Origin of the sequence: Sphingomonas sp. Leaf230, assembly GCF_001421745.1 — a bacterium.
GTDB lineage: Bacteria > Pseudomonadota > Alphaproteobacteria > Sphingomonadales > Sphingomonadaceae > Sphingomonas.
Genome location: NZ_LMKW01000012.1, coordinates 54,006 through 78,115, shown reverse-complemented (window position 1 = coordinate 78,115; position 24,110 = coordinate 54,006). Strand labels below are relative to the sequence as shown.

Annotated in this window: 29 protein-coding genes and 2 pseudogenes; 17 read left to right on the top strand and 14 right to left on the bottom strand. The window is 65.9% G+C overall.

Annotation, left to right across the window (positions count from 1 at the left end):
• Positions 1-476 precede the first annotated feature (476 nt).
• From ASE82_RS16340 to ASE82_RS16330, 3 genes are all read right to left on the bottom strand, one after another.
• Entirely contained in the window at positions 477-878 is a 402-nt protein-coding gene (locus ASE82_RS16340) for a winged helix DNA-binding protein (RefSeq protein WP_082441627.1), read from the bottom strand.
• Between the two features lie 19 nt (positions 879-897).
• Entirely contained in the window at positions 898-1,323 is a 426-nt protein-coding gene (locus ASE82_RS16335; protein ID WP_156348937.1) for a hypothetical protein, read from the bottom strand.
• A gap of 65 nt (positions 1,324-1,388) precedes the next feature.
• A complete protein-coding gene (locus tag ASE82_RS16330; protein ID WP_056065686.1) occupies positions 1,389-2,402 on the bottom strand; it encodes a helix-turn-helix transcriptional regulator in 1,014 nt (337 codons plus the stop codon).
• A 94-nt stretch (positions 2,403-2,496) separates the two neighbouring features.
• Here ASE82_RS16330 and ASE82_RS20420 point away from each other — a divergent pair.
• Positions 2,497-3,177 (top strand): annotated as a pseudogene (locus ASE82_RS20420) (alpha/beta fold hydrolase); the annotation flags it as partial.
• 247 nt (positions 3,178-3,424) lie between these two features.
• Here ASE82_RS20420 and ASE82_RS16325 read toward each other — a convergent pair.
• The 3 genes from ASE82_RS16325 to groES all read right to left on the bottom strand — a co-directional run bounded on the left by ASE82_RS16325 (position 3,425) and on the right by groES (position 6,188).
• Positions 3,425-3,988, bottom strand: a complete 564-nt coding sequence (locus tag ASE82_RS16325) for a Uma2 family endonuclease (protein WP_056065683.1) — start codon at positions 3,986-3,988, stop codon at positions 3,425-3,427.
• A gap of 202 nt (positions 3,989-4,190) precedes the next feature.
• Positions 4,191-5,834: a chaperonin GroEL gene (gene groL / locus ASE82_RS16320; protein WP_056065680.1), complete on the bottom strand. Its 1,644-nt coding sequence runs from the start codon at positions 5,832-5,834 to the stop codon at positions 4,191-4,193.
• Between the two features lie 66 nt (positions 5,835-5,900).
• On the bottom strand, positions 5,901-6,188 hold the full coding sequence (gene groES / locus ASE82_RS16315) for a co-chaperone GroES (RefSeq protein WP_056052039.1): 288 nt from the start codon (positions 6,186-6,188) through the stop codon (positions 5,901-5,903).
• Between the two features lie 487 nt (positions 6,189-6,675).
• On the opposite strand from groES, the gene sppA reads away from it, so the two are divergent.
• Positions 6,676-8,619, top strand: a complete 1,944-nt coding sequence (sppA, locus tag ASE82_RS16305) for a signal peptide peptidase SppA (RefSeq protein WP_082441626.1) — start codon at positions 6,676-6,678, stop codon at positions 8,617-8,619.
• Entirely contained in the window at positions 8,619-9,206 is a 588-nt protein-coding gene (locus ASE82_RS16300; protein ID WP_056065674.1) for a GNAT family N-acetyltransferase, read from the top strand. The genes sppA and ASE82_RS16300 overlap by 1 nt, the downstream gene beginning before the upstream one ends.
• A 348-nt stretch (positions 9,207-9,554) precedes the next feature.
• Here the strand turns inward: ASE82_RS16300 and ASE82_RS16295 are convergent, their stop codons facing one another.
• Positions 9,555-10,193, bottom strand: a complete 639-nt coding sequence (locus ASE82_RS16295) for a trimeric intracellular cation channel family protein (protein WP_056066054.1) — start codon at positions 10,191-10,193, stop codon at positions 9,555-9,557.
• 196 nt (positions 10,194-10,389) lie between these two features.
• Between ASE82_RS16295 and ASE82_RS16290 the strand changes: the two genes are divergently transcribed.
• Positions 10,390-10,695, top strand: coding sequence for a glycine zipper 2TM domain-containing protein (locus ASE82_RS16290; RefSeq protein WP_056065671.1), 306 nt, complete (start codon positions 10,390-10,392; stop codon positions 10,693-10,695).
• A gap of 106 nt (positions 10,696-10,801) precedes the next feature.
• Entirely contained in the window at positions 10,802-11,230 is a 429-nt protein-coding gene (locus ASE82_RS16285) for an OsmC family protein (RefSeq protein WP_056065668.1), read from the top strand.
• A gap of 57 nt (positions 11,231-11,287) precedes the next feature.
• On the opposite strand, the gene ASE82_RS16280 is transcribed toward ASE82_RS16285, so the two are convergent.
• Positions 11,288-11,509 (bottom strand): hypothetical protein, encoded by a 222-nt coding sequence (locus ASE82_RS16280; protein WP_056065665.1) that lies wholly within the window; start codon positions 11,507-11,509, stop codon positions 11,288-11,290.
• Between the two features lie 234 nt (positions 11,510-11,743).
• Between ASE82_RS16280 and ASE82_RS16275 the strand changes: the two genes are divergently transcribed.
• The 3 genes from ASE82_RS16275 (at position 11,744) to ASE82_RS16265 (ending at position 14,458) form a co-directional block, all read left to right on the top strand.
• A complete protein-coding gene (locus ASE82_RS16275) occupies positions 11,744-12,475 on the top strand; it encodes a hypothetical protein (RefSeq protein ID WP_235524766.1) in 732 nt (243 codons plus the stop codon).
• 316 nt (positions 12,476-12,791) lie between these two features.
• Complete coding sequence (gene crcB / locus ASE82_RS16270; RefSeq protein WP_056065663.1) at positions 12,792-13,166, top strand: fluoride efflux transporter CrcB; 375 nt, start codon at positions 12,792-12,794, stop codon at positions 13,164-13,166.
• Positions 13,163-14,458, top strand: coding sequence for an RluA family pseudouridine synthase (locus ASE82_RS16265; protein WP_082441622.1), 1,296 nt, complete (start codon positions 13,163-13,165; stop codon positions 14,456-14,458). Before crcB ends, ASE82_RS16265 begins: the two co-directional genes overlap by 4 nt.
• A gap of 364 nt (positions 14,459-14,822) precedes the next feature.
• On the opposite strand, the gene ASE82_RS16260 is transcribed toward ASE82_RS16265, so the two are convergent.
• Positions 14,823-15,317 carry a DUF1440 domain-containing protein gene (locus ASE82_RS16260; protein WP_056065660.1) on the bottom strand — a complete coding sequence of 165 codons (495 nt, stop codon included), beginning with the start codon at positions 15,315-15,317 and terminating at the stop codon, positions 14,823-14,825.
• Between the two features lie 113 nt (positions 15,318-15,430).
• Between ASE82_RS16260 and ASE82_RS16255 the strand changes: the two genes are divergently transcribed.
• From ASE82_RS16255 to ASE82_RS16245, 3 genes are read left to right on the top strand one after another with little or no spacing between them, the layout of a single operon-like run.
• Complete coding sequence (locus ASE82_RS16255; protein ID WP_056065657.1) at positions 15,431-16,090, top strand: HAD-IA family hydrolase; 660 nt, start codon at positions 15,431-15,433, stop codon at positions 16,088-16,090.
• On the top strand, positions 16,087-16,305 hold the full coding sequence (locus ASE82_RS16250; RefSeq protein WP_056065653.1) for a hypothetical protein: 219 nt from the start codon (positions 16,087-16,089) through the stop codon (positions 16,303-16,305). Before ASE82_RS16255 ends, ASE82_RS16250 begins: the two co-directional genes overlap by 4 nt.
• Positions 16,302-16,982 carry an ATP12 family chaperone protein gene (locus ASE82_RS16245; protein WP_056065652.1) on the top strand — a complete coding sequence of 227 codons (681 nt, stop codon included), beginning with the start codon at positions 16,302-16,304 and terminating at the stop codon, positions 16,980-16,982. The genes ASE82_RS16250 and ASE82_RS16245 overlap by 4 nt, the downstream gene beginning before the upstream one ends.
• Positions 16,983-17,097: 115 nt before the next feature.
• Here ASE82_RS16245 and gmk read toward each other — a convergent pair whose 3' ends face one another.
• From gmk to ASE82_RS16220, 5 genes are all read right to left on the bottom strand, one after another.
• Complete coding sequence (gmk, locus tag ASE82_RS16240) at positions 17,098-17,748, bottom strand: guanylate kinase (RefSeq protein WP_056065649.1); 651 nt, start codon at positions 17,746-17,748, stop codon at positions 17,098-17,100.
• 72 nt (positions 17,749-17,820) lie between these two features.
• Positions 17,821-18,021: a hypothetical protein gene (locus ASE82_RS16235; RefSeq protein WP_056065647.1), complete on the bottom strand. Its 201-nt coding sequence runs from the start codon at positions 18,019-18,021 to the stop codon at positions 17,821-17,823.
• Entirely contained in the window at positions 18,018-18,230 is a 213-nt protein-coding gene (locus ASE82_RS16230; RefSeq protein ID WP_056052081.1) for a hypothetical protein, read from the bottom strand. Before ASE82_RS16230 ends, ASE82_RS16235 begins: the two co-directional genes overlap by 4 nt.
• A gap of 165 nt (positions 18,231-18,395) precedes the next feature.
• Entirely contained in the window at positions 18,396-19,784 is a 1,389-nt protein-coding gene (fumC, locus tag ASE82_RS16225) for a class II fumarate hydratase (protein WP_056065644.1), read from the bottom strand.
• 185 nt (positions 19,785-19,969) lie between these two features.
• The gene (locus tag ASE82_RS16220) at positions 19,970-20,455 is read right to left on the bottom strand and encodes an SspB family protein (RefSeq protein WP_056065639.1); all 486 of its coding nucleotides are present in this window, start codon (positions 20,453-20,455) and stop codon (positions 19,970-19,972) included.
• 71 nt (positions 20,456-20,526) lie between these two features.
• On the opposite strand from ASE82_RS16220, the pseudogene hisB reads away from it, so the two are divergent.
• From hisB to ASE82_RS16195, 6 genes and pseudogenes are all read left to right on the top strand, one after another.
• A pseudogene (gene hisB / locus ASE82_RS16215) lies at positions 20,527-21,099 on the top strand (imidazoleglycerol-phosphate dehydratase HisB); the annotation flags it as partial.
• A gap of 103 nt (positions 21,100-21,202) precedes the next feature.
• Positions 21,203-21,808, top strand: coding sequence for an imidazole glycerol phosphate synthase subunit HisH (gene hisH, locus ASE82_RS16210; protein WP_056065636.1), 606 nt, complete (start codon positions 21,203-21,205; stop codon positions 21,806-21,808).
• Entirely contained in the window at positions 21,805-22,542 is a 738-nt protein-coding gene (gene hisA, locus ASE82_RS16205; protein WP_056066049.1) for a 1-(5-phosphoribosyl)-5-[(5-phosphoribosylamino)methylideneamino]imidazole-4-carboxamide isomerase, read from the top strand. Before hisH ends, hisA begins: the two co-directional genes overlap by 4 nt.
• 217 nt (positions 22,543-22,759) lie before the next feature.
• Complete coding sequence (hisF, locus tag ASE82_RS16200; protein ID WP_056065634.1) at positions 22,760-23,533, top strand: imidazole glycerol phosphate synthase subunit HisF; 774 nt, start codon at positions 22,760-22,762, stop codon at positions 23,531-23,533.
• Between the two features lie 4 nt (positions 23,534-23,537).
• On the top strand, positions 23,538-23,714 hold the full coding sequence (locus ASE82_RS19895) for a hypothetical protein (RefSeq protein ID WP_200910741.1): 177 nt from the start codon (positions 23,538-23,540) through the stop codon (positions 23,712-23,714).
• A gap of 32 nt (positions 23,715-23,746) precedes the next feature.
• Positions 23,747-24,064, top strand: a complete 318-nt coding sequence (locus ASE82_RS16195) for a phosphoribosyl-ATP diphosphatase (protein WP_056065630.1) — start codon at positions 23,747-23,749, stop codon at positions 24,062-24,064.
• The last annotated feature ends 46 nt before the right edge of the window (positions 24,065-24,110 follow it).

Here is a 24,110-nt window from a genome sequence, read left to right as displayed (position 1 = left end):
TCTCTGTCCGGTTCGCGCGTTCCGAGCCAATACACCACCACGCGATATCTGGCATTCCCACTGCAAGCTGAGCATGGTTGCGCATGAGCACGGCGCGTGCGCGGCCGGTGCTGACGCAAAATGCGATCCTATACCGATCCTCCTTCTGCCGCACGCTTCCTGTTGACGGGCACTCGCCTGACGTCGGCACTCATGAAGCAGGCGAAGGCCGATACGCTCGCGACGCGCGACCGAAACGGAAGCCCTGTCGCGATCGAGGCATATGCGCCGAACATCGTCCGGATCACCATTTCGCTCGATCGCGCACTGGCCGATGCGCCATTAGGCGAAGATTCCGACACCAGGTCAGACGCGACCGGCTGGGCGCACCGCACAGATCGTGACGCCGCGCCAGCCGGCGGCGTCACACTAGGGCTCGACGAAGGGCAGGTTCGGTCTCTTTGGAGGCGACCTGCCCTTCACGTTTTCCTGCCCAGCTACGCGTCGATCAGGCGACCCAGGAGGTTCGTCATGCGCAATCTACCGAGCGCGGTAAGCTGGACGTGTGAGCGACGACCGTCACGCGCATCGCGAATGCGTTCGACGAGGTCGGCATCCTGCAACATCGTCAGATAGCGTAGCGCGGTGGCCGACGGCGCGCGTGCGCCGATGCAGACCGCCGAGACGCTCAGTCGGCGTTGCTCGTGTTCAGAGATGAAGAGATCCAGCAGGATGTCCCAAGCAGGTTCCGAAAACAGCGCGTCGCCGAGCATTGCATCCCGGACCTTGCGGAGTTCGTACAGCCGCCTGGCCATATCGACCAGAACGACATCCGATACGGCGAACGGCGTCGCGCGTTTGGCGATATTGATTGGCGCCATGGCAAGTGCGTAAGTCATAAACGTCTTCCGAATTCGCTTATCGGATCGTGCGGTCCTGACGACTCCAGTCGAGATCCCAGCCTTGGGCCTGGATCCGCCGCGAATGCCTGACCGTCCCGATCACGAGAAGCAGAACGATGGGATAACTCCAAACGGCAGAGAGGACGGCGTAGACGAGGCGGATGACGTCGGGGCTGATCGCCTTGGCCAGATGAGCCCCCGTTCCCAATGCGTGGAGCGCGGTGACCCAGGCTGGCCAGAAGCGATCGGCATGCAACGTGATCATGATCATCACGACGAGCAAGATCAGGTCGACGACCATGACACCGACCTCCATCCCGGCGAACAATACCGGGATGTCGCGCTGGATGACGCTGGTGGAAAGCGCTGCCAGCAACAGGGCCAGGCCCGTCAACCGCTCCGGTGCCCCGCCCCGCAGGAACGCGTAGCCGGACGCGGTCAACTGTATCGCGTAGAAAACCCAGACCCGATCCAACTCTTATCTCCGCAGGACCGTCAGTCGGTCGTTCAGGCGACCGCGGCCAGATGGAACGGCGTGTCGAATTCGGCTGCAAGCCGTAGCGTGCCCTCGTTCGGCGGGCATTCCGCGGTATCGCCGTAGCCGTAGAACTGGCCGAGACCGATCTCGGTACGGACATCGACCAGTGCGCGGTGCGCTTCGATGAAACGCTGACGGACGGCGACCATCTCGAACGACGCCTGCGAGACCATCTGCAACGCCGCGGCGCCGGTGCCGAGCGGCAGGTTCGCGGCGACGCGTTGCTGCATCAGCGTCGCCACGCACGAAGCGGTGAGCATCGCGGCCTTGTCGACCGCAGCCTCTGCTTCGAGAAAGTCATTGGCTACCCTGTCGGCAGCGCGGCGGCGTTCTCTCAACATCGAAATTCCTCCCCTGGGCACCGACGTTGCGGTGCCGTGTACGGGAGCGCTCTGATCTCGGTTCGAGCGTAACAGCGTCGTCAACGTCATCGCCATGTTGACGACCGCCATCGACGTGACGGCGATCAGTCCCATGAGTGCGAGTAGTCGATATATCCTGTTGCCGATCGAAAACCGATTGCGCGCCACCCCCGTAGATCCGCTGCCACCGGATAGCCCGAGGAAGCGGCGAACAAGCCCCCACGGCTCGATCTGATCGCTGTTTGCGGGCTTGGAGGCGGCAGAGGGAACGTCGAATGGTTCGGATGGTAGCCGTTCGTATGTGGCATATTGTTCGGCATGCAACGCTGGCTCGGTGACGGTGGCGGCGATAGCGGCGATAGCGGCGGGGTCGGACGGAAGCCGGTCGCGAACGAGAACGCCGTCGTCGGTCTCGCCGCGCTCATGCTCCTGCAACCGACGCGCCGCCTCGAACCGCGTACCGACGCCGAGGATCTGGATCGCACGCTCGATCCGCTTGTCGATCGCGGACGGCGACACGCCGAAAATCAGCGCGATCTCCTTCGAGTTGTGATGGGTCAGTACGAGCCGGAGACAGGCGCGTTGGGCTTCGGTCAACTGATCGATGCGTCCTGCGGTCATGGCGTGATGGTAGCGTGAAGCAGGGCCCGTTGCACCCTTTGCGTGGGGTGCAAGCAAACTGAATTACAAACCGTTGAATTGGAAGGAAGTCCTGATGCCCGGTCGGGGCGCCGCATCTACAATTCGCTTAAACAGGGAGGGTGCGATGATCGACGCTGCGGTCCGCAGCAGGCGAGGTCTGCGCGAACGGAAGATATGGCGTCGCCGGCGTGGCCTATTCCCACTCGTCGCGGCGATCGTCATGTCTACGGCGCTCGCCGGTTGCGTCAATCCGGTCGGCCGCTCGCTGTATCAGCCTGCGCCACTTGCAACGACACCGGCTTGGACCGGACGTACTCCTCTATCGGTCGAGGCGGTAGCGGCGGACGGCGCACGACTGAAAGGTTGGTTCTGGCCACCCGAGACCCCGACGGGTCCGGTACTGGTCTACTTGCCGGGTCGCGCCGGTAATCGTGATGTCGCCGCGAAGGCCGCGCAAGCCTTCGCCCGTGACGGCCGCGGCGTACTTGTCGCATCGTATCGCGGTTATGGCGACAATACCGGCGTTCCCGACGAACAGGGGCTGTACCAGGATGGTCGTGCGTTCGTCGACCTGGCGAAACGGCTGGTGCCTGACGGCAAGCGGTTCGTGTTCGGCGACGGACTAGGCGCCGCGGTGGCATTGCATGCGGCAGCGGAAGGCTCGGCCGGAGCGAGCATTGACGGGGTCGTGACGCTGGGCGCGTTCGACTCTTTTGCGCGGTTCGTGCCGAGCGTTGCGCGGGGGTTGTATGCGGATGCGTTCGACAACGTTGCGGCAATCCGGCGAGTGACGGTGCCGGTGCTGCTGATGCATGGTCGCAAGGATGAGGTCGTGCCGTTCACCGCGGCGGAGCGGTTGCGCGCCGCGGCTGGTGGCAAGGCGTTGGTCGTGCCGATCGACGGTGAGGCGTATCACAGCTTCGACTTGAGCCACATTGCGCCGTGGTGTGGCGTGCGCTGGACCAGATTGCCGCGGACGGGGCGGCGGCCAAGTAGCGGGATCAGTCTCGAGCGAAGATTTCGGTGTGGGGGATCGTCAGGTTTAGCGACGGCAGGGCCACGTCGTGCGGCTGGGCGAACATGTCGTCGCGCCATGTCGTTGGTCCGAGACGCTGGACGACGCGGGTCAATTCGTTCTCGGGGTCGGCGAAGACGATCGTATCGACCGATAGGAGCTCGCGATATTCGGCGAGCTTTGCGCCTTGGTCTACCTTCGCGGTCGAGCCGGAGAGGACTTCAAAAATCACTTGGGGATCGTTGAATACGCGCTGTTCTTCGCGTTCGCGAGTTGCCGGATTGCCGCAGAAGACGCTGACGTCGGGGTAGCGCAGATCGGTGTCATTGACCCGCACACCCATGTCGGAGTTGTACGCTCGGCATCCCGTACCGCGGAGCTTCCCAGCCAGGAATACGAGGATGTTGCTCGCCACGCGGGAATGCGCGGGGGTGCCGCCCGTCATCATGCGGATTACGCCGTCGACCAGCTCGAACTTGCGGTCCGTGCCGAAGTCGATTGCGAGGAACTCGTCGACCGTGATCTTCTTGTAGAGGGGATCGTGCCGCATGGATGGGTTTTACCACTTGTCGGCGGAGAAACAAAGGGCCGGGGATTGCTCCCCGGCCCTTTGCTTTGGTCGGTGTTTGGCTTGGAACCGAGCATCGGCGAAGCCGCTGCTTTCGTCGGACGGGATCGGTGGCTTGCGCCGCCGACCCGCCGGCCGTCCTTGGGCGAGTCCGTAGCCAGCGTGGCTACGGCCGCCATTCGGATCAGAAGTCCATGCCGCCCATGCCGCCCATGCCGCCGCCGCCCATGGGCATGGCGGGCTTGTCTTCGGCCATTTCGCTCACGGCCGCTTCGGTCGTGATCAGGAGGCCTGCGACCGATGCTGCGTTCTGCAGCGCGGTGCGGACGACCTTGGTCGGATCGATCACCCCGGCTTCCACCAGGTTCTCGTAGGTGTCGGTCGCGGCGTTGAAGCCGATCGACGTGTCGTTGCCGTCGAGCAGCTTGCCCGAAACAACCGCACCGTCATGACCCGCGTTCTGCGCGATCTGGCGAACCAGAGCCGTCAGCGACTTGCGGACGATATCGATACCGCGCGTCTGGTCGTCGTTCGCGCCCTCGAGGCCATCAAGCGCCTTGGTTGCGTACAGCAGAGCCGTACCGCCGCCGGGGACGATGCCTTCTTCGACAGCTGCGCGGGTTGCGTGCAGCGCGTCGTCGACGCGGTCCTTGCGCTCCTTGACCTCAACCTCGGACGAACCACCGACCTTGATCACGGCAACGCCACCGGCAAGCTTGGCGAGACGCTCCTGGAGCTTCTCCTTGTCGTAGTCGCTGGTCGTGTTCTCGATCTGCTGGCGGATCGCTTCGGTGCGGCCCTTGATCGTGTCGTGATCGCCGGCACCGTCGACGATGACGGTGTTGTCCTTGTCGATCGTGACGCGCTTGGCGGTGCCGAGCATGCCGAGCGTGACGGTCTCGAGCTTGATGCCGAGGTCTTCCGAGATCATCTCGCCCTTGGTCAGGATCGCGATGTCCTCGAGCATCGCCTTGCGACGATCGCCGAAGCCCGGTGCCTTGACCGCTGCGACCTTCAGGCCGCCGCGCAGCTTGTTGACGACGAGCGTGGCCAGAGCCTCACCCTCGATGTCCTCGGCGATGATCAAGAGCGGACGACCCGACTGAACGACGGCTTCCAGGATCGGGAGCATCGCCTGCAGGTTCGACAGCTTCTTCTCGTGAATCAGGATGTAGGGATCCTGAAGCTCAACGGTCATCTTCTCGGGGTTGGTGATGAAGTACGGCGACAGATAGCCGCGGTCGAACTGCATGCCCTCGACGACGTCGAGCTCGAATTCGAGACCCTTCGCTTCCTCGACGGTGATCACGCCTTCCTTGCCGACCTTCTCCATGGCTTCGGCGATTTTCTCGCCGACTTCACGGTCGCCGTTGGCCGAGATGATGCCGACCTGCGCCACTTCCTTCGAACCCGAAACCGGCTTCGAACGCGCCTTGACGTCCTCGACGACCTTGATGACGGCGAGATCGATGCCGCGCTTCAGGTCCATCGGGTTCATGCCCGCTGCGACCGACTTCATGCCCTCGCGGACGATGGCCTGCGCCAGGACCGTCGCGGTGGTCGTGCCGTCACCGGCGATGTCGTTGGTCTTCGAGGCCACTTCGCGCAGCATCTGCGCACCCATGTTCTCGAACTTGTCCTTGAGCTCGATCTCCTTGGCGACGGTGACGCCGTCCTTGGTGATGCGCGGTGCGCCGAAGCTCTTGTCGATGACGACGTTGCGGCCCTTGGGGCCCAAGGTCACCTTGACTGCGTCGGCGAGGATGTCGACGCCGCGGAGGATGCGCTCACGCGCGTCACGACCGAATTTTACGTCCTTGGAAGCCATGTCAGCTGCCCTTTCGTATAAGTTGAAAAGTCACGATAAGGTTACACCAAGGTAACCCGGCAGAAGTCAGCCGACGATCCCAAGGATGTCAGATTCCTTCATGATCAGAAGGTCTTCGCCGTCGACCTTGACCTCGGTGCCCGACCATTTGCCGAACAGGATCTTGTCGCCGGTCTTGACGTCGAGCGGGGTGATCGTGCCGTTCTCGGCGCGGGTGCCGGTGCCGATGGCGACGACTTCGCCTTCCTGCGGCTTTTCCTTGGCGGTGTCGGGGATGATGATGCCGCCAGCCGTCTTCTCTTCGGCTTCGAGGCGCTTCACCAGCACGCGATCATGCAACGGACGAAAGTTCATGGGGTCCATGTCCTTTTGGATTGTGACAGATTTCTGGCACTCGAGGTTATCGAGTGCCAACGGACGGCATATGTGCCTCGGGGTGCGGCATGTCAAAGGTTCCGGGGGCGAAATTTTTTCGGGCGGACGTGGTATTCGGGCATCGTGGCTGAAGGGTCGATAGTCGTGCTGCTGAGCACCGCCGTTCTCCTGCGCATGCAGGAGTCCAGGGTGACGAAGGGCGGTGCTTGGTATCCTGGGCTCCTGCGTTCGCAGAAGAACATGAGGCCAGGCGGAACTGTACTTCTGCTCCCCTTCCGCTTGCGGGAGGGGTCGGGGGAGGGGTTTCTAGGGCGGGCTTGTTGGACTCCCCTCCCCTAACCCCTCCCGCAAGCGGGAGGGGGACTGGGTGGCGGTCGGGGTAGATGTGCGGGCTTGAACGCTTCCTGTGTTGGCCCCGTAACACAGGGCATTTACCTCGGTCCGCGCATGCTCTAGCTCTCGTCCCATGACCGATACCGCTGCGCCGTCCTACGCCCCCTCTTATGTCGACCCTGCCCGCCCACCGCGGAAGAAATGGCGGCTCGTGCGAGGTGTGTGGAAGTTCCTCGTGGCGATCAAGGACGCGCTCGTCCTGATTGCGATGCTGTTATTCTTCGGGCTGATCTTCGCGGCGCTCAATGCGCGGCAGAGCACGACGGTGATCAAGGACGGTGCACTGGTGCTCGATCTCAATGGCTCGATCGTCGAGCAGCCCGAGGAACAGGCCGCGTTCGCAGCACTGTCGGGGCAGAGCCGGACGCGGCAGTTTCGCCTGCGCGACGTGGTCCGCTCGATCGACACTGCGCGCACCGATGCGCGCGTAAAGGTGGTCGTGCTCGATCTCGACAGCTTCGGCGGTGCATACCCGGCAGCACTCGGCGAGGTCGGCGATGCGCTGGCGCGGGTGCGGGCGAGCGGCAAGCCGGTGCTGGCTTACGCGACCGCGTACACCGATGGCGGCTACCGCCTCGCGGCGAATGCTAGCGAGATCTGGGTGAACCCGCTGGGCGGCACGATCTTCATGGGGCCGGGCGGCAACCAGCTTTATTACAAGGGCCTGATCGACAAGCTCGGCGTCAATGCGCACGTCTACCGCGTCGGCCGCTACAAGTCGTTCGTCGAGCCTTACACGCGGGCCGACCAGAGCGACGACGCGCGCGCCGCCAGCACCGCGCTGTACGGCACGCTATTCGCGCAGTGGCGCGAGGCCGTCGCGAAAGCACGCCCCAAGGCGCAGATCGCGCAGTTCATGAGCGCGCCCGACAAGGTCATCCTCGCCTCGAACGGCAACATCGCCGAGGCGAACCTGCGTGCGGGCATCGTCGACAAGCTCGGCGACCGGACCAGCTTCGGGCGGCGCGTGGCGGAATATGCCGGCAGCGACGCGAACAAGCCGGCAGGCAACTACACCGCGATCAAGTACGACGCCTGGGTGAGGGCCAACCCCCTCCCCACCGCGGGCGATTCGATCGGCGTGCTGACGATCGCCGGCGAGATCGTCGACGGCGAGAGCGGCCCCGGCAAGGCGGCAGGCAAGACGATCGAGAAGGCGGTGCTCGACGGGCTCGCCAAGAAGACGCTGAAGGCACTGGTGGTGCGTGTCGATTCGCCAGGTGGATCGGTGATGGCATCGGAACAGATCCGGCTCGCGATCCTCGAAGCCAAGCGGCAGAAGCTGCCCGTCGTCGTATCGATGGGTGGCCTCGCGGCCAGCGGAGGATACTGGGTGTCGACGCCGGCCGACGTGATCTTTGCCGAGCCCGGCACGATCACCGGCTCGATCGGCATCTTCGGCGTGATCCCGACGTTCGAGAACGCGCTCGCCAAGATCGGCGTGACCAGCGACGGGGTGAAGACCACGCCGCTGTCGGGCCAGCCCGACATCACCGGCGGCACCACGCCGATGTTCGACGCGATCGCGCAGGCAGGGATCGAGAACGGCTATCGCCAGTTCGTCTCGCGCGTCGCCGCATCGCGGAAAATGACGCCGGCGCGTGTGGACGAGATCGGCCAGGGCCGCGTCTGGGATGGCGGCACCGCGCGCCAGATCGGGCTCGTCGACCGGTTCGGGACGTTGCAGGACGCGATCGACGAGGCCGCCAAGCGCGCCAAGCTCGATCCGGCGAAGGTCCATGCCGAGTATCTGGAAAAGAAGCCGGGCTTCCTCGCGACGATCGCGCAGGATTTCGGCAATGATGGCGACGATGATGCGGGTGGCGGCGATGCGTTCGCGCACGTCGCGGCGGACCGGCGCCAGATGCTCGCGCGGGCGGTCGGTGACATGAAGCGGCTGGCCACGTCTGGCTCGATCCAGGCGCGCTGTCTCGAGTGCGGCGGGATGGGGCCGACGAGCGCGGGGATCGGCGATGCCAAGCTGCTCGACCTGCTGCTGGCGCGGATCGGGTTCTGATGGTGGTCACCGCAACTGGCAACGGGGGCGGGATCGTCATCCGGGCGGCGGTGCCCGAGGATGCGGCGTCGATCGCGGCGATCTATGCGCCGCACGTGTTGGTCGGGACGGTGTCGTTCGAGACCGAGGCGCCGGATGCGCGGCAGATGCGCGCGCGGATGGCCGCGTCGGACGGGCTGTATCCGTGGCTGGTCGCGACGATCGGCTCCGAGGGTGGCGTGCTGGCGTATGCCTATGCTTCGGCGTTCCACAAGCGCGAGGCGTACCGGTTCGCGTGCGAGACCACGGTGTATGTCGCGGACGCGGCGCAGCGACAGGGTGCGGGGCGACTGTTGTACGAGGCGCTGATCGATACGCTGCGGGCTCAGGGGTTTACGCAGGCGATCGGGGCGATTGCGCTGCCCAACGACTCGTCGATCAAGCTGCATGAGGCGGTCGGGTTTAGGCGGGCGGGGGTGTACCGCGAGGTCGGGTATAAGAATGGGCAGTGGATCGATGTCGGGCATTGGCAGTGTGCGCTAAATGAGCCGTCGGTGCCGCCGGTCGAGCCGCGGCGGTTTGCGGATGTCGGGGTTGTGCGGGGGTAGGTTTTCTTTTTGGGGWGGTTTGACCGCCGACCGCGCGGCCCCGCCGGCGGAGGCCACCACCCCGGCGGAGGCCGGGGCCCAGTTGGGAAAGCTGGCGTAACGGAGCGCAACGCACATCAGCGATGTCCCCCAACTGGGCCCCGGCCTTCGCCGGGGTGGTTTGAGGTGTAGGGTAGTGCTTCGCCAACCGACGGAGACCAGCCTTAACATCAAAACGAGTAAGAGCGGGCCGTGCTTTCAAGCTCAACGGACCGCCCTCCCCTCCTTGTTCTCCCGCGAAGGCGGGAGCCCAGACTGGGTCCCCGCCTTCGCGGGGACACAAGATTATCGCGTGGTAAGCTTCGTGAGTCAGCGGCGTCCCCCGTACGCAGGCAGCGCCAGATGAAAGCGGATCGCCGCGGCCCGCAGCGTGAAGCCGGCACTCGCCGCAATTACCGCCGCCAACGCAAGTGGCACCCCCAGCAACACCAGCCCGACATAACTCGCCGCCGCCAAAGCCGCCGCGGTCACGTACAGCTCCGGCCGCATCAGGATCGACGGTTCGCCCGCCAGCACGTCGCGGATGATGCCGCCGACGCACGCGGTCATCACGCCCATCAGCGCCGCCGGTACCGGCGGCACGCCGTACCCCAGCGCCTTCGCCGCGCCGTACACCGCGTACGCCGCCAGCCCGACCGCGTCGAACCAGCCGAGCGCTTCGTCCTTCCACCACCGCTCGGGCGTCACCCAGATCAGCAGTGCCACGCCCAGGCACACGCTCGCGGCGCGCGCGTCATGCACCCAGAACACTGGTGCGCCGATCAGCAGGTCGCGCACCGTGCCGCCGCCGACGCCGGTGATGAGCCCGAAGAACACGAGCGTCACGAACGTTTGGCCGCGCTTGGCCGCTGCCAGCGCACCCGATGCGGCGAACACCGCTAGGCCTGCGAGGTCGAACCAAGGCGCGGCGACGGGCAGGATCTCGACGGGCAAGGGCACGGGCAACATCGCGGCGGCGTAACCGGCCTGCCTTCCAGCGTAAAGCGGGACCGCGGAATGATGCCCGTCGGCCGTTAGGAGCAACGCCCCGATGCCGGTCCCGAAGATGAACGCCAGCATGAACGCGGTGTTGTTTTTGGTTCATGCAACTGGCGCTATAGCGGCTTCGTTATACCAGCAGATCAATTCACTAGGGAGTTACATCATGCGTAAGTTCGTTCTGGCCATGGGCCTCAGCGCAATGGTCCTGCCGACCGTCCTCGTTCCCGTGTCGGCCGCCGATGCGCGCGATCGTCGCGAATGGCGTGGTCGTGACGGCCGCGTCTATTGCAAGAAGAGCAACGGCACGACCGGCACGATCATCGGCGGCGTCGGCGGCGCGCTGCTCGGCCGCACGGTCGACACCCGCGGCGACCGCACGGTCGGCACGCTGGGCGGCGCCGTTCTCGGTGGCCTCGCCGGTCGCGCGATCGACAAGGGCACGAGCAACAACAACCGTCGTTGCCGCTGACGCTTATCGGCTAAATCAATGCCGCTATTTCGGTAGTTGCGCGTTGTGGAAGGGCGTCGTGGGAAACCGCGGCGCCTTTTTTCTTGTCCGATGAAGGATCAAAACGATGACCACACGCAGCGGTTCGGCAAAGTATGAAGGCCTCGGCAAGAGCGGCAAGGGCCATGTCTCGACACAGTCGGGCGTGCTGTCCGACAGCCCGTACGGCTTCAACACGCGGTTCGAGAACGAGCCCGGCACCAACCCCGAGGAGCTGATCGCGGCCGCGCATGCATCGTGCTTTACCATGGCGCTGAGCTTCGCGCTCGCGGGCAAGGGGTATGAGGCCGGCACGCTCGAGACGTCGGCGAAGGTGACGCTCGACAAGGATGGCGACGGGTTCAAGATCACCAAGTCGGCGCTGACGCTGAACGCGAAGGTCGACGGCATCTCGAAGGAAGAGTTCGAGGCGATCGCCGCGGACGCCAAGGCGAACTGCCCGGTGTCGAAGGTGCTCAACGCCGAGATCACGCTGGAGCATAATCTCGCCGCATAACGGCGGGTACGCTTCGCAATCAGGAGGGCCCGGTGGAAACGCCGGGCCCTTCTTCCGTCAGATGATCCCGCTGCCGAGGCTGAGGCGGAGCGCGAAGATGATGATCAGGACGATGTTGAGGTTGCGGCCGCCGCTGCTCGACGAGAGCGCGCCGACGGCTGCACCGACGATGCCGATCGGGATGACGAGCCAGTTCATCCAGCCGAGCAGCGGGATGAACGCGACGAGGCCAAGCACCAGGGTGACGAGGCCGATGAGGATCGAGACGATGTTCAGCATGGGGTGAACATGGCGAGTCGGACCGGTTCGGGCAAGACTTGGCGGGCCCTTACGATCCTCCCCTGCCAGGGGGAGGTGGCACCGAAGGTGACGGAGGGGGAGGATACGAAACAGTCGTCGGCGCGTGCCGCCCCCTCCGTCTGGCAAGCGCCAGCCACCTCCCCCTGGCGGGGGAGGATCGAGGGTGTGCGGAAAACGCTTTCTTCACTGCCTTTCGCGCATAGGATGGCGGTGATGACTTTACCCTTGCGCCCCGCCCTGATCCTTTTGCCGCTCGCGCTAGCCGCGTGCGGACGGTCGTCGACAGACCAGCAGGATCTCAACAGCCTCGATGCCGAGTTGACCAACGGCGCGGTGCGTGATCCGGCGCTGACGTCGTCGCTGGGGGGACAGATCATGGTCGATCCCCGGTTGGCACAGTCGTCGAATACCGACGCGGTGCGGCCGCCGCCTCGGCCGGATAGTGGCGCGGTGCCGCCGGAGGGTCCGCTCAAGGCAGATCCGGTTGATCCGCGGACGCTGAGGCGCGCGCCGGCGGCGTCCAACGACTGTCCGGAGTGCAAGACCGCGAACGGCGCGCTGACGCTGGGGGCACTGGCGGAGCGGCAGACGACGCCGGATGCTGCGGCTTGTGCGCAGAAGATCGGCTATTCGGCGGGGTGGGCGAACCGGTTGCCGGCGGACCTGCCGCTGTATCCGGCGGCGCGGTTGATTGAGGCTGCGGGGGCGGATCGGGACGGGTGTCGTTTGCGTGTGGTGAGTTTTGCGAGCGCTGCGCCGATGCAGAAGATGCTCGACTGGTATTTCACGAAGGCTAGCGTGGCTGGGTATTCGGCTGGGCACAGTACGGATGGCAGGCAGCATGTGCTGGGCGGGGTTCGGGGGAATGACGCTTACGTGGTGTATGTGACGGCGCGGGCTGGTGGCGGGAGCGATGTGGATATGGTTTCCAACGCTGGGCGGTGAGGTGTTGCGATAGGTGCACCACCCCGGCGGAGGCCGGGGCCCAATTGGGAAACGTTGCTAATTGAGCGCCGCCCTTCGTTACTGCGACCTTTCCAATTGGGCCCCGGCCTTCGCCGGGGTGGTTTCTAACGGAGCCACGGGCTGCTCTCCTTGTTCTCCCGCGAAGGCGGGAGCCCAGACTGGGTCCCCGCCTTCGCGGGGAAACAAGCTTTGGGACAGGACTAGCTCGGTGATCGCGAACTGACCCGGATGGCGCGCGCGCGCCTTCCACCAACCCCACCTTTCCGTTTTGCCCGATTCACGCTAGGGCGCGAGAATGCTTCCCCTTCTCTATGTCATGGTCGGTGGTGCGGTCGGATCCGGCGCGCGCTATCTGACTGGCCGCGCGATGCTGTCGTTGCTCGGCGCTGACTATCCCTTTGGTACGCTTGCCGTGAATTTGATCGGCGGGTTGCTGATGGGGGTGCTGGTTGGCGTACTCGCCCGCAATACCGCTTCGGAAACGTGGCGGCTGTTGCTCGGCGTGGGCGTATTGGGGGGATTCACGACGTTCTCGGCGTTTTCGCTGGACGTCGTCACGATGATCGAACGCGGCGCGATCGGCGTCGCGTTCGGGTATGTTTTGGTGTCGGTGATCGGTTCGGTCGCCGCGTTGTTCGCGGGTCTCTCCGCAGTAAGGGCCGTCGCATGACTGCGGGCAAAAGCGATAGCGATTCCGGCTTTCGGGAATTCAACGTCGGGTTCGACGATGACGGCATCCGGCTCGACCGGTGGTTCAAGCGGCACCTGCCCGACACGAGCTTCACGACGGTGGCGATGTGGGCGCGCACCGGGCAGCTCCGCGTCGATGGCGCGCGCGCGACTCCGGGCGACCGGATCGCGGCGGGCCAGATGCTGCGCGTGCCGCCGCCCGAAGCCGACAAGGCCGCCGCCGACGTCGACAAGCCCAGGCGCGTCCGCGAACGTGTGATCCTGTCGGACGAGGAAACCGAACTCGCGCAGTCCATGGTCATCCACAAGGATTTCCAGGCGTTCGTGCTGAACAAGCCGCCGGGCCTGGCGACGCAGGGCGGGACCAAGACGACGCAGCATGTCGACGGGCTGCTCGACGGGTTGCAGTACGACAACGAGGGTCGGCCGAAGCTGGTCCACCGGCTCGACAAGGATACGTCCGGCGCGTTGCTGGTGGCGCGAACGTCGCGGGCGGCGGCGTTCTTTGCCAAGGCGTTTTCGGGGCGGACCGCGCGGAAAGTCTATTGGGCGCTGGTGGTCGACGTGCCGTCGATCGAGGACGGCATGATCGAGCTGCCGATCGCAAAGCAGCCGGGCACCGGCGGCGAGAAGATGCACGTCGACGAGGCCGAGGGCGCACCGGCACGGACGCGGTACCGGGTGATCGAGCGCGCGGGCAACCGCGCGGCGTGGGTCGAGCTGCAGCCGTTCACCGGGCGCACGCATCAGTTGCGCGTGCACATGGCGGCGATCGGTCATCCGATCGTCGGTGATGGCAAGTATGGTGGGGCCGCTGCGTTCCTGACCGGCGGGATCTCGCGGAAAATGCATCTGCATGCGCGGCGGATCAAGGTGGATCATCCGGATGGCGGGTCGATCGACGTGACCGCCGAGCTGCCGACGCATTTCGCCGAGAGCCTCAAGCAATTGGGTTTCGAGGAGAAGCTGGGCGACGACCTGGTGCTCGACGAGAAGACCGCGCCGACGCGCGAGCAGATGAAGTCGCGGGCTAAGGCGCATGCGAAGTCGGTGCGGAAAGACCGTAAAGGCGAGCGGCGTGGGCGTGGGGTTGTCGAGGAGAAGGCGACGGGCAAGCCTGCGCCGAAGACGGGTGGGCCTCGGACCGGGGCGGGGTCGAAGTTCGGCGCGCCGCGGAGTGGGCCTCGGGTTGAGGGCGCCAAGCCGGCTGGGCGCGGGCGTCCGGGTGGCGCTGGGAAGCCTGGGCCTCGGAGTGGGCCTGGGACTCGGTAATTGATGCTCTTCGGCTGACGCGTGCCCTCACCCTTCCCACGGCCAAGCGGCCGCGGGCCCCTTCCCTCTCCCCCGAGGGGAGAGGGTGAAGTGGTCAGACTGGGCAATCAAACCTGACCATTGCTCCACCCCGGCGAAGGCCGGGGCCCAATTGGAAAGGTTGAGGTAACGGAGCGATGACTTTCGTCAGCGACGCCCCCCAATTGGGCCCCGGCCTTCGCCGGGGTGGTGGCATTGACTAGCAGCAGCTTATCCGCACATTCCGTTCCCCCGCGAAGGCGGGGGTCCAGGAGCCACGATCGCGTCGCTGCTTGATTCCTGGGCCCCGCCTTCGCGGGGGAACGAGGTGGGCGCAGGTAGCGCCCTACTTCAGCCACCCCATCAGCAACCGCCGCACGCCCTCGGTTACCGTCCCGAACACGATATGCGACGCCGCGCTATACAGATGCGTCGTCGGCGCAGTGTTCCACGGGGCGTCGCCTAGCCCCACTGCCGGAACCGCCGCCTCGTCGAGCACCGTCGTCGTCACCGCTGCGAACGCCGTCCCGAATCCCGCGGTCACCGAAGGCCGGTATTCCGCCGCCACCGCGTATGCGATCCCCAGCCCTGCCCCGAGCGCGTAGTGCACGACCTGCCCGGCGAGCGGCTTGCGATCGTCGGGGATGTCGTGGCCGACCACCATTTGCGACACCTTGTCCGCCGCCTTCTCCGTCGTAGGCTCGGCATCGCGCTCCGACGAGGATAGCGCGGCGACGCCAGCCTGGAAGCGGTCCATCACGAACGAGGCGGCGAGGCCGGCGACCAAGCCCGCAGCGGCAGCGGCCCAGATGTTCGGGGTGTCGGTCTGTGCGTGCGCCATCGTTGAGTCTCCAGAGCTATCCGACACGAACCGTTCGCAAGCGCGCGCGTTCCGGTTTGGCGTTCCCTCGCGTGCACGCGTGATCTACGAGCGGCGATGCGTTGGAAAATCTCATGACCCGTCTTGCCGTGTTCGATTGCGACGGGACGCTCGTCGACAGCCAGGCGAACATCTGCGTCGCGTGCAAGCGTGCGTTCGAGGGCGCCGGACTGATCCCGCCGCCGCGCGCCGACATTCGGCGGATCGTCGGCTTGAGTCTTGTCGAGGCGATGCAGGTCTTGCTGCCGACAGCGGACGAAGCACTGCACCGGTCGCTCGCTACCGACTACAAGAATGCGTTCCATGCGATGCGGGCGAGTGGCGAGCTGGCCGACGAGCCGCTGTTCGAGGGGATTGCCGAGGTGATCGAGACACTCGCCGCCGACGGCTGGGCGCTCGGCGTGGCGACGGGGAAGTCGGACCGCGGGCTCGCGCATATCCTCGCCGCGCACGGGATCACCGATCGGTTCGTGACGTTGCAGACCGCGGATCGGCACCCGTCGAAGCCCGATCCGGCGATGCTGCTCGCGGCGATTGCGGAGGCCGGTGCGACCGTGGAGACGACGGCGATGATCGGCGATACGAGCTTTGACATGGCGATGGCGCGCGCCGCGCAGGCGCGCGCCGTCGGGGTCGCATGGGGGTATCACGACGTGCACGAGCTTTCCGACGCGGGCGCGGATGTCGTCGCGACAACGGTGCCGGACCTGCTGCATATGGTGGCTCGGCCATGACCGACGCGGACAATCTGGCGCAGCGACGCTGGTTCGTGCTGGTCGGCGTGCGGCTGGCGGGGGTGGCGGGCGCGCTGCTCGGGCTGATCCTGATCGCGCGCGCGCATGATCTGGGGCCGAAGATCCTCGGGACGGCGATCGTGTTGTCGGCGATGGCGATGATCGCGATCGTGCCGCGTAGTCTGGCGCATCGCTGGCGGAGTCCTGACGCGTGAAGCGGTTCTGGACAGACGTGGCAATCGATGCGGATCGGGTGGTGACGCTCGATGGCAAGCCGGTGCGGACGCCCGGGCGACGGCCCCTGGCGTTGCCCAGCGATGCGCTGGCCGAGGCGGTGGCGGAGGAATGGCGCGCGGTCGGCGAGACGATCGACCCGCGGACGATGCCGCTGACGGGCCTGGCCAATGCGGCGACCGATCCGATCGCGAACGACCCTGCGCAGTTCGCGGCGCGGCTGGCAGCGTATGGCGAGAGCGACCTGCTCTGCTACCGCGCCGACGGGCCGCCTTTGCTGGTCGAGCGGCAGGCGGCGGCGTGGGATCCGCTGCTGGCGTGGGCTCGGGGGCGGTATGACGTGACGTTCGCTGTGACGGCAGGCGTGATGCACGTTGCCCAACCGGCGGCGACCGTCGCGCGACTGCATGAGGCGGTCGCGGCGTATGACGATTTCCGGCTGGCGGGGTTGTCGCCGGTGGTGACGCTGACCGGGTCGCTGGTGATCGGGCTGGCGCTGATCGAGGGTGAGATCGATGCGGATGCGGCTTGGGCTGCCGCGGGGATTGACGAGGACTGGTCGGTCGAGATGTGGGGCGAGGACTGGCAGGCGGCGGAGTTGCGCGCGTTGAAGCGTAAGGAGTTCGGAGTCGGGGTGACGTTTCTGGGGCTGCTCTAACCTGCTCCCCTCCCTGGAAGGGAGGGGTTGGGGGTGGGTCGGCCTGTTGGCTGACGCGTCGTTTCCCCAGCAGCCGACCCACCCCCGGCCCCTCCCTTCCAGGGAGGGGTGAAGACTAGCGCGTCAGGCGGCGGATGAAACCGATCAGCCCGGTCTGGCGTGACCGCTTCAACCGCTCCGCCGCGAGGATCGTCTTCACGCCGCGGATGCAGCTGTCGACGTCGTCGTTGACCAGCACGTAATCATAGCCGTCCCAGTGGCTGACCTCGTTCGCCGCGCGCGACATGCGGGCTTCGATCACTTCGGTCGAATCGGTGCCGCGGCTGGTGAGGCGTCGATGGAGTTCTTCCATCGACGGCGGGAAGATGAAGACGCGGACGACATCGCCGCCGGCGATCTGGAACAGCTGTTGTGCGCCCTGCCAGTCGATGTCGAACAGCACGTCCTTGCCGGCTGCGAGCAGCTCCTCGACCTGCGCGCGCGGGGTGCCGTAGCGGTGGTTGAAGACGTGCGCCCATTCGAGGAACTCGTCCTTCGCGACCATGTCGCGAAAGCCTTCGAGGTCGGTGAAATGGTAATCCTTGCCGTCGACTTCGCCGGGTCGCACCGACCGGGTCGTGACCGAGACCGACATCTCGAGTTCGTGCTCGTCCGCGAGCAATCTGCGCGCGATGGTCGACTTGCCGGCGCCGGACGGCGAGGACAGGACGAACAGGACTCCGCGACGACGGAAACCATGCGGGTCGGACGGAAGTGTGTGGGGCATGCGCGCCCTTGCCGCGGACTGCGCATGGGCGTCAACCCATGCGCGGCCTGCATGTGTCATTCTAGAGGCGGATCAGTATCCGGCCTTGCGTGCCTTGTTACGATCATAGGCCTTCTTGGCGGCATAACCGCCGCCGAGGACCATGCCGAGCGGGCCCATGCGACGCAGCACGCTCATCGCGACCACCCCTTTGACTGCGCCCGATGCGCCGCCCGAACCGTCGCGACGGCCCATTTCGCGGCCGACCAATGCACTGATAATACGTCCGATCATGCTTCTGACTCCCCGAAAACCTGGTCCTTGAGTTCCGCTGCACCGCGCAGCACTGCCCAGCCGATCGCGTAAGTCACGGCTAGCGGCACGACGATCTTGAGTACGTTGGCGGTGATCGCACCGATGATCGCGCCGTCCGCGTTGCCGTCGTCGCCGCTGAGCGAGTCGATGCCTGCGCCGATCAGCGCGCCTATGGTCGTTGCGCCCACGTAATTTCTCCTGTCCGTATGGCGGGTTAGCGCGCGAGGGGCGTTTGGGTTCCCGCACGCCACCACCAACCGTCATCCTGACGAAAGTCAGGACCCAGGATTACTCAGCGGGCCGATCGTGGCTCTGGGTCCTGACTTTCGTCAGGATGACGGTGTGGGGGAAGGTCAGCGGCCGAGCATCGATTCGGGTTTGACGACGCGGTCGAAGGTTTCGGCGTCGACCAAGCCTAGTGCGAGACCGGCTTCTTTCAGCGTCAGGCCTTCGGCGTGCGCGTATTTGGCGATCTTTGCGGCGGCGTCGTAGCCGATCTCAGGCGCCAGCGCGGTGACCAGCATCAGCGAGCGGTCGAGCTGGTCTGCGATCCGCCCGCGATTGGGTTCGATTCCATCGACGCAGCGTTCCGCGAACCCTTCCATCGCGGTGGCGAGCAGGTCGATCGAGCGCAGCACGTTGGCGCCGATCAGCGGCTTGAAGACGTTAAGTTCCAGATGGCCCTGCATCCCGCCGACGGTGACCGCCACGTGATTGCCCATCACCTGGCCCGCGACCATCGTCAGCATCTCGCACTGCGTGGGGTTGACCTTGCCCGGCATGATCGAGCTGCCCGGCTCGTTGGCGGGAAGGTCGATCTCGCCGAAGCCGCAACGCGGGCCTGAGCCCAACAGGCGGATATCGTTGGCGATCTTGGTGAGCGCGACCGCCAGCGTGTTGAGCGTGCCGGACAGGTGGACGAGCGGGTCGTTCGACGCGAGCGCCTCGAATTTGTTCCGCGCGCTGACGAACGGCAGGCCGGTGATCTCGGCCAGTTCGTGCGCGATCGCGTCCCCGAACCCGGCGGGGGCGTTGAGGCCGGTGCCGACTGCGGTGCCGCCCTGCGCGAGGATGACCATGCCGTGGCTGATCGCGGGCTCGATCCGGTGTCGACAGCGATAGAGCTGGTTCGCATAGCCGGAGAATTCCTGACCGAGCGTCAACGGCGTCGCGTCCTGGAGGTGGGTGCGGCCGATCTTGACGATGTCGTCCCAGGCGTTGGCCTTCGCGTCGAGCGCGGCGTGAAGCTTGTCGAGCGCGGGAATCAGGCGGTGCGTGGTGGCAATCGCGGCAGCGATGTGGAGTGCGGTCGGGAAGCTGTCGTTGGACGACTGGCTCATGTTGACATGGTCGTTGGGGTGGACCGGGGACTTGCCGCCGCGGGTGCCGGTGAGGACCTCGTTGGCGCGACCGGCGATGACTTCGTTGGCGTTCATGTTCGACTGCGTACCACTGCCGGTCTGCCAGATGACGAGCGGGAACTGGTCGTCGAGCTTGCCGTCGATGACTTCCTGTGCGGCGGAGTCGATCGCGGTGGCGATGGTTTCGTCGAGGCCGTGGGCGCGGTTTACGCGGGCGGCGGCTTGTTTGACGAGGGCAAGCGCGTGGACGATCTCGATCGGCATGCGTTCGCGGGTGGCGAAGGGGAAGTTCTCGATCGAGCGTTCGGTCTGCGCGCCCCAGTATGCGGCGGCGGGGACTTCGATCGGGCCGATCGTGTCGGTTTCTGTGCGAGTGGTCATGGGAGGAGAACCTTCCGGGGCTTGCGTGGGTCCCTCGCCCCTTCGGGGAGAGGGAGGGAGGAGCCGCAGGCTACGGAAGGGTGAGGGGCTTTTGGGGGTTCGGTTCCGAGCCTCACTCCCCTCTCCCTTCCCACGACAAGTGCCGCGGGCCCCTTCCCTCTCCCCGTAGGGCGAGGGAGTTTGGGTTACTTCTTCCGCTTAAAATCCACCGCGACTACGTTCGAGCCGTCCTCGATCGGCACAGCCGTTGGGCCGTCGTTTTCCGCTTCGTCGTGGTCGCCGCGCGCGTCTTCCGCACCTTCCTGCGCCTGGAAGCGGAGTTCGAAGCTTACCGCGGGGTCCTGGAACGCGGTGATCGCCGAATATGGGATCACCAGCTTCGACGGGACCTGGTTGAAGCTGAGCCCGATCGAGAAGCGCTCGTCGTCGACGATGAGGTCCCAGTAGCGGTTCTGCATGACGATCGTCATCTCGTCCGGAAAACGCTCGATCAGGCGCTTGGGGATGTCGACGCCGGGCGCCTGCGTTTTGAAGGTGATGTAGAAATGATGCTCGCCGGGAAGCCCACCGGCCTCCGCGACCGAACCGAGCACACGGCCGACCACGGCACGCAGGGCTTCTTGTACGATCTCGTCGTACGGAATCAGGCTATCAGGCAGTCCATCGGTCATATCCCTTGGGTAGCGCCATTCGGATGCCGGTCAAGATTGCATGCGTCGTGGCGCACGTTATGGGGGGTGGCATGCGCACTGCCACGATCACCCGCTCCACCGCCGAGACGGCGATCGACGTCACCGTGAACCTCGATGGGACCGGCGTGTACGACGTCGAGACCGGGGTTGGTTTCTTCGATCACATGCTCGAACAATTGTCGCGCCACTCGCTGATCGACATCCGCGTGCGGACCAAGGGCGACCTGCACATCGACGAGCACCACACCGTCGAGGATACCGGCATCGCGATAGGCCAGGCGTTCGCGCAGGCGCTCGGCGACAAGCGCGGCATCGCGCGGTACGGCGATGCGCTGTCGCCGATGGACGAGACGCTGACTCGGGTGGCGCTGGATATTTCCGGACGGCCTTGGCTGGTGTGGAAGGACCTGTTCTCGCAGAAGCGCTTGGGCGGGATGGACACCGAGATGTTCGAGCATTTCTTCCACAGCTTCGCGCAGGCGGCCGGCATCACGCTGCACGTCGAGACACTGTACGGGTCGAACAACCACCACATCGCCGAGGCGGCGTTCAAGGGTGTCGCACGTGCGCTGCGGACCGCGATCGAGATCGATCCGCGCAAGGCCGATGCGATTCCGTCCTCCCCTCCCGCTTGCGGGAGGGGTCGGGGGAGGGCCTGGCCTCGATCGTCGGACTCGCGGCTATGTCACTCCCTCCCATGACCCCTCCCGCAAGCGGGAGGGGAATTTGACGCTCGCGCTGATCGACTACGGCGCGGGCAACCTGCATTCGGTCGAGAACGCGTTGCGGACGGCTGGGTGTGTCGATCTGGTTGTCACCGCCGACGCGGACGTCGTTGCGAAGGCTGACCGGATCGTGTTGCCGGGCGTGGGCGCGTACGGCGCTTGTGCGGCGGCTTTGCGCGCGGTGCCGGGAATGGTCGAGGCGCTGAACCGACGGGTGCGCGACGAGGGTACGCCGTTTCTTGGGATCTGCGTCGGCATGCAGTTGATGGCCGATGCGGGGGAAGAAATGGGGACTCATGCCGGGCTTGGCTGGGTCGCCGGGCGCGTGCGGCGGCTGGAGCCGGGGACTATGGAGGCGAAGGTGCCGCATATGGGGTGGAACGACGTCGTTCCCTCCGTCGCACATCCGCTGATCGAGCCGGGCGAAGCGTATTTCCTGCATAGCTTCGCGTTCGAAGGCGCCGACGTGCTCGCGACCACCGACCATGCCGGTCCCGTCACTGCAGCGATCGGTCGCGACACGATGATCGGCGTGCAGTTTCATCCTGAGAAGAGCCAGCGCTACGGTCTGGCCTTGCTCGAACGTTTCCTGGAGTGGCGGCCGTGAGCCTTATCATTTTTCCCGCGATCGACCTCAAGGCGGGTCAGGTGGTGCGTCTCGCCGAGGGCGATATGGACCGGGCGACCGTCTATGGCGACGATCCGGCGGCGCAGGCTATGCTGTTCGCCGAGGCGGGTGCGGAGCATCTGCACGTGGTCGATCTCGACGGCGCGTTTGCGGGGGCTTCGGTCAATGGCGATGCGGTGCGGTCGATCGTCGCGCAGTTTCCGGGGCATGTGCAGCTTGGCGGCGGCATCCGGACGCGGGCCAGCGTCGAGGGCTGGTTCAATCTGGGCGTGTCGCGTGTCGTGATCGGGACGGCGGCGCTGGAGGATCCCGACTTCGTGCGCGGCGTGGCGAAGGATTTTCCGGGCGGGATCGTCGTGGCGGTCGATGCGAAGGACGGCATGGTCGCGACCAAGGGCTGGGCGGACGTGTCGACCACGAGCGCGGTCGATCTGGCGCGGCGGTTCGAGGATGCGGGGGTGGCGTCTTTGCTGTTCACCGATGTCGGGCGTGATGGGATGCTGAAGGGGTGCAACGTCGACGCTACCGTCGATCTGGCGCGGTCGGTGGACATTCCTGTGATCGCTAGTGGCGGGGTGAAGGGCATTGCCGAGATCCACGTTCTCGCGTTGCATGTGCGGGATGGCGTCGAGGGCGTGATTACCGGGCGGGCGTTGTATGATGGCCGGCTCGATCTCGCGGCGGCGATGAGCGTGGCGAAGGCAGCAGGATGATTCACGCGGAGACGCGGAGACGCGGAGAGAAGTTGAGCGCCGCAGGCAGAAACTTGTTCGCGCAGAGGCGCAGAGGCGCGGAGAGCAAGAAGTTAGGCCTTGCTCCCTTCCTCTCTCTCAGCGCCTCAGCGCCTCTGCGCGAAATATTCTTCTTAGCGGCTCCGCCGCGTCTCCGCGTCTCCGCGCCTCCGCGTGAACCAATTCTGCGGCGCAGCGCATGACGGTTCGTGCGCGCGTCATTCCGTGTCTCGACGTCGCCGACGGGCGCGTGGTGAAGGGCGTGAACTTCGTCGAGCTGCGCGACGCCGGCGATCCGGTCGAGCAGGCGCGGGCGTATGATGCGGCCGGGGCGGACGAGCTGTGCTTTCTCGATATCGGGGCGTCCCATGAAGGTCGGGGTACGATCCTCGACGTCGTGCGACGGACCGCGGCGGTGTGTTTCATGCCGTTGACGGTCGGCGGTGGCGTGCGGACGGCGGACGATGCGCGCGCGCTGTTGCTGGCGGGGGCGGACAAGGTGGCGGTCAATTCCGCGGCGGTCGAGCGGCCAGAGCTGGTGGCGGATATCGCCGAGCGGTTCGGCAGCCAGTGCTGCGTCGCGAGTGTCGATGCGCGGCGGTCGGGTGAAGGCTGGGAAGTGTTCACGCATGGCGGCCGACGCGCGACCGGGATCGATGCGATCGCGCATGCCTTGAAGCTCGCCGAACTCGGAGCTGGCGAGTTGCTCGTCACGTCGATGGACCGCGACGGGACGCGGAGTGGCTACGACCTCGACCTGATCCGGGCGATTTCGGACCGGGTGAGCGTGCCCGTAGTCGCTAGCGGCGGCGTTGGTGGGCTCGACGATCTGGTGGCGGGCATCCGCGACGGGCATGCGAGTGCGGTGCTGGCGGCTTCGATTTTCCATTTCGGACAGGCCTCGATCGGCGATGCGCATGCCGCGCTGGCGGCGGCGGGGATTCCGGTGCGCTCGCCGGGTCGGTCAGCCTGATCCGATGATCGCGCTGCCCCTTCTCGCGGTGCAGTCGGGGCATAGCGGCATCGTTCACCCTCGCACCGGACCCGAACTGTCGGACATAGTGCTGTTCGTCTTCGCGGCGATGGGCGTGTTCCTCGTGCGGCGGGCGTTGCGGAAGCGGTTTGCCAAGACCAAACCGCCCGCGGAGGATTGACCCGCCTGCCCTGCTGCGTCAGCACGCAGCGCATGGACCCCGTATTCGACCGCCTCGAGGCGACCATCCGCGCCCGCCGCGATGCGCCCGCCGACACCTCCTATACTGCAAGCCTGTTCGCCAAGGGTCGCCCGAAGATTGCGCAGAAGCTCGGCGAGGAAGCCGTCGAGACGGTGATCGCGGCGTGCTCGGGCAACGAGGCGAGCATCGTGCCGGAAGCGGCGGACCTGATGTTCCATCTGGCGGTGTTGCTCGCGGATGCGGGGCTCAGCCTAGATGACGTGCGAGCCGAGTTGGAGCGGCGCGAGGGTGTTGGCGGCTTGGTCGAGAAGGCCGGGCGGACGGGCTGACCTGCCCCCCTTCCGCTTGCGGGAGGGGCCGGGGGAGGGCATGACG

Bases quoted from the DNA above. Each gene is read 5' to 3' on its own strand.
- ASE82_RS16340 (WP_082441627.1), bottom strand. From the start codon at position 878: ATGACTTACGCACTTGCCATGGCGCCAATCAATATCGCCAAACGCGCG.
- ASE82_RS16330 (WP_056065686.1), bottom strand. From the start codon at position 2,402: ATGACCGCAGGACGCATCGATCAGTTGACCGAAGCCCAACGCGCCTGT.
- ASE82_RS16325 (WP_056065683.1), bottom strand. From the start codon at position 3,988: ATGCGGCACGATCCCCTCTACAAGAAGATCACGGTCGACGAGTTCCTC.
- groL (WP_056065680.1), bottom strand. From the start codon at position 5,834: ATGGCTTCCAAGGACGTAAAATTCGGTCGTGACGCGCGTGAGCGCATC.
- groES (WP_056052039.1), bottom strand. From the start codon at position 6,188: ATGAACTTTCGTCCGTTGCATGATCGCGTGCTGGTGAAGCGCCTCGAA.
- sppA (WP_082441626.1), top strand. From the start codon at position 6,676: ATGACCGATACCGCTGCGCCGTCCTACGCCCCCTCTTATGTCGACCCT.
- ASE82_RS16300 (WP_056065674.1), top strand. From the start codon at position 8,619: ATGGTGGTCACCGCAACTGGCAACGGGGGCGGGATCGTCATCCGGGCG.
- ASE82_RS16295 (WP_056066054.1), bottom strand. From the start codon at position 10,193: ATGTTGCCCGTGCCCTTGCCCGTCGAGATCCTGCCCGTCGCCGCGCCT.
- ASE82_RS16290 (WP_056065671.1), top strand. From the start codon at position 10,390: ATGCGTAAGTTCGTTCTGGCCATGGGCCTCAGCGCAATGGTCCTGCCG.
- ASE82_RS16285 (WP_056065668.1), top strand. From the start codon at position 10,802: ATGACCACACGCAGCGGTTCGGCAAAGTATGAAGGCCTCGGCAAGAGC.
- ASE82_RS16280 (WP_056065665.1), bottom strand. From the start codon at position 11,509: ATGCTGAACATCGTCTCGATCCTCATCGGCCTCGTCACCCTGGTGCTT.
- ASE82_RS16275 (WP_235524766.1), top strand. From the start codon at position 11,744: ATGACTTTACCCTTGCGCCCCGCCCTGATCCTTTTGCCGCTCGCGCTA.
- crcB (WP_056065663.1), top strand. From the start codon at position 12,792: ATGCTTCCCCTTCTCTATGTCATGGTCGGTGGTGCGGTCGGATCCGGC.
- ASE82_RS16265 (WP_082441622.1), top strand. From the start codon at position 13,163: ATGACTGCGGGCAAAAGCGATAGCGATTCCGGCTTTCGGGAATTCAAC.
- ASE82_RS16260 (WP_056065660.1), bottom strand. From the start codon at position 15,317: ATGGCGCACGCACAGACCGACACCCCGAACATCTGGGCCGCTGCCGCT.
- ASE82_RS16255 (WP_056065657.1), top strand. From the start codon at position 15,431: ATGACCCGTCTTGCCGTGTTCGATTGCGACGGGACGCTCGTCGACAGC.
- ASE82_RS16250 (WP_056065653.1), top strand. From the start codon at position 16,087: ATGACCGACGCGGACAATCTGGCGCAGCGACGCTGGTTCGTGCTGGTC.
- gmk (WP_056065649.1), bottom strand. From the start codon at position 17,748: ATGCCCCACACACTTCCGTCCGACCCGCATGGTTTCCGTCGTCGCGGA.
- ASE82_RS16235 (WP_056065647.1), bottom strand. From the start codon at position 18,021: ATGATCGGACGTATTATCAGTGCATTGGTCGGCCGCGAAATGGGCCGT.
- fumC (WP_056065644.1), bottom strand. From the start codon at position 19,784: ATGACCACTCGCACAGAAACCGACACGATCGGCCCGATCGAAGTCCCC.
- ASE82_RS16220 (WP_056065639.1), bottom strand. From the start codon at position 20,455: ATGACCGATGGACTGCCTGATAGCCTGATTCCGTACGACGAGATCGTA.
- hisF (WP_056065634.1), top strand. From the start codon at position 22,760: ATGACGGTTCGTGCGCGCGTCATTCCGTGTCTCGACGTCGCCGACGGG.
- ASE82_RS19895 (WP_200910741.1), top strand. From the start codon at position 23,538: ATGATCGCGCTGCCCCTTCTCGCGGTGCAGTCGGGGCATAGCGGCATC.
- ASE82_RS16195 (WP_056065630.1), top strand. From the start codon at position 23,747: ATGGACCCCGTATTCGACCGCCTCGAGGCGACCATCCGCGCCCGCCGC.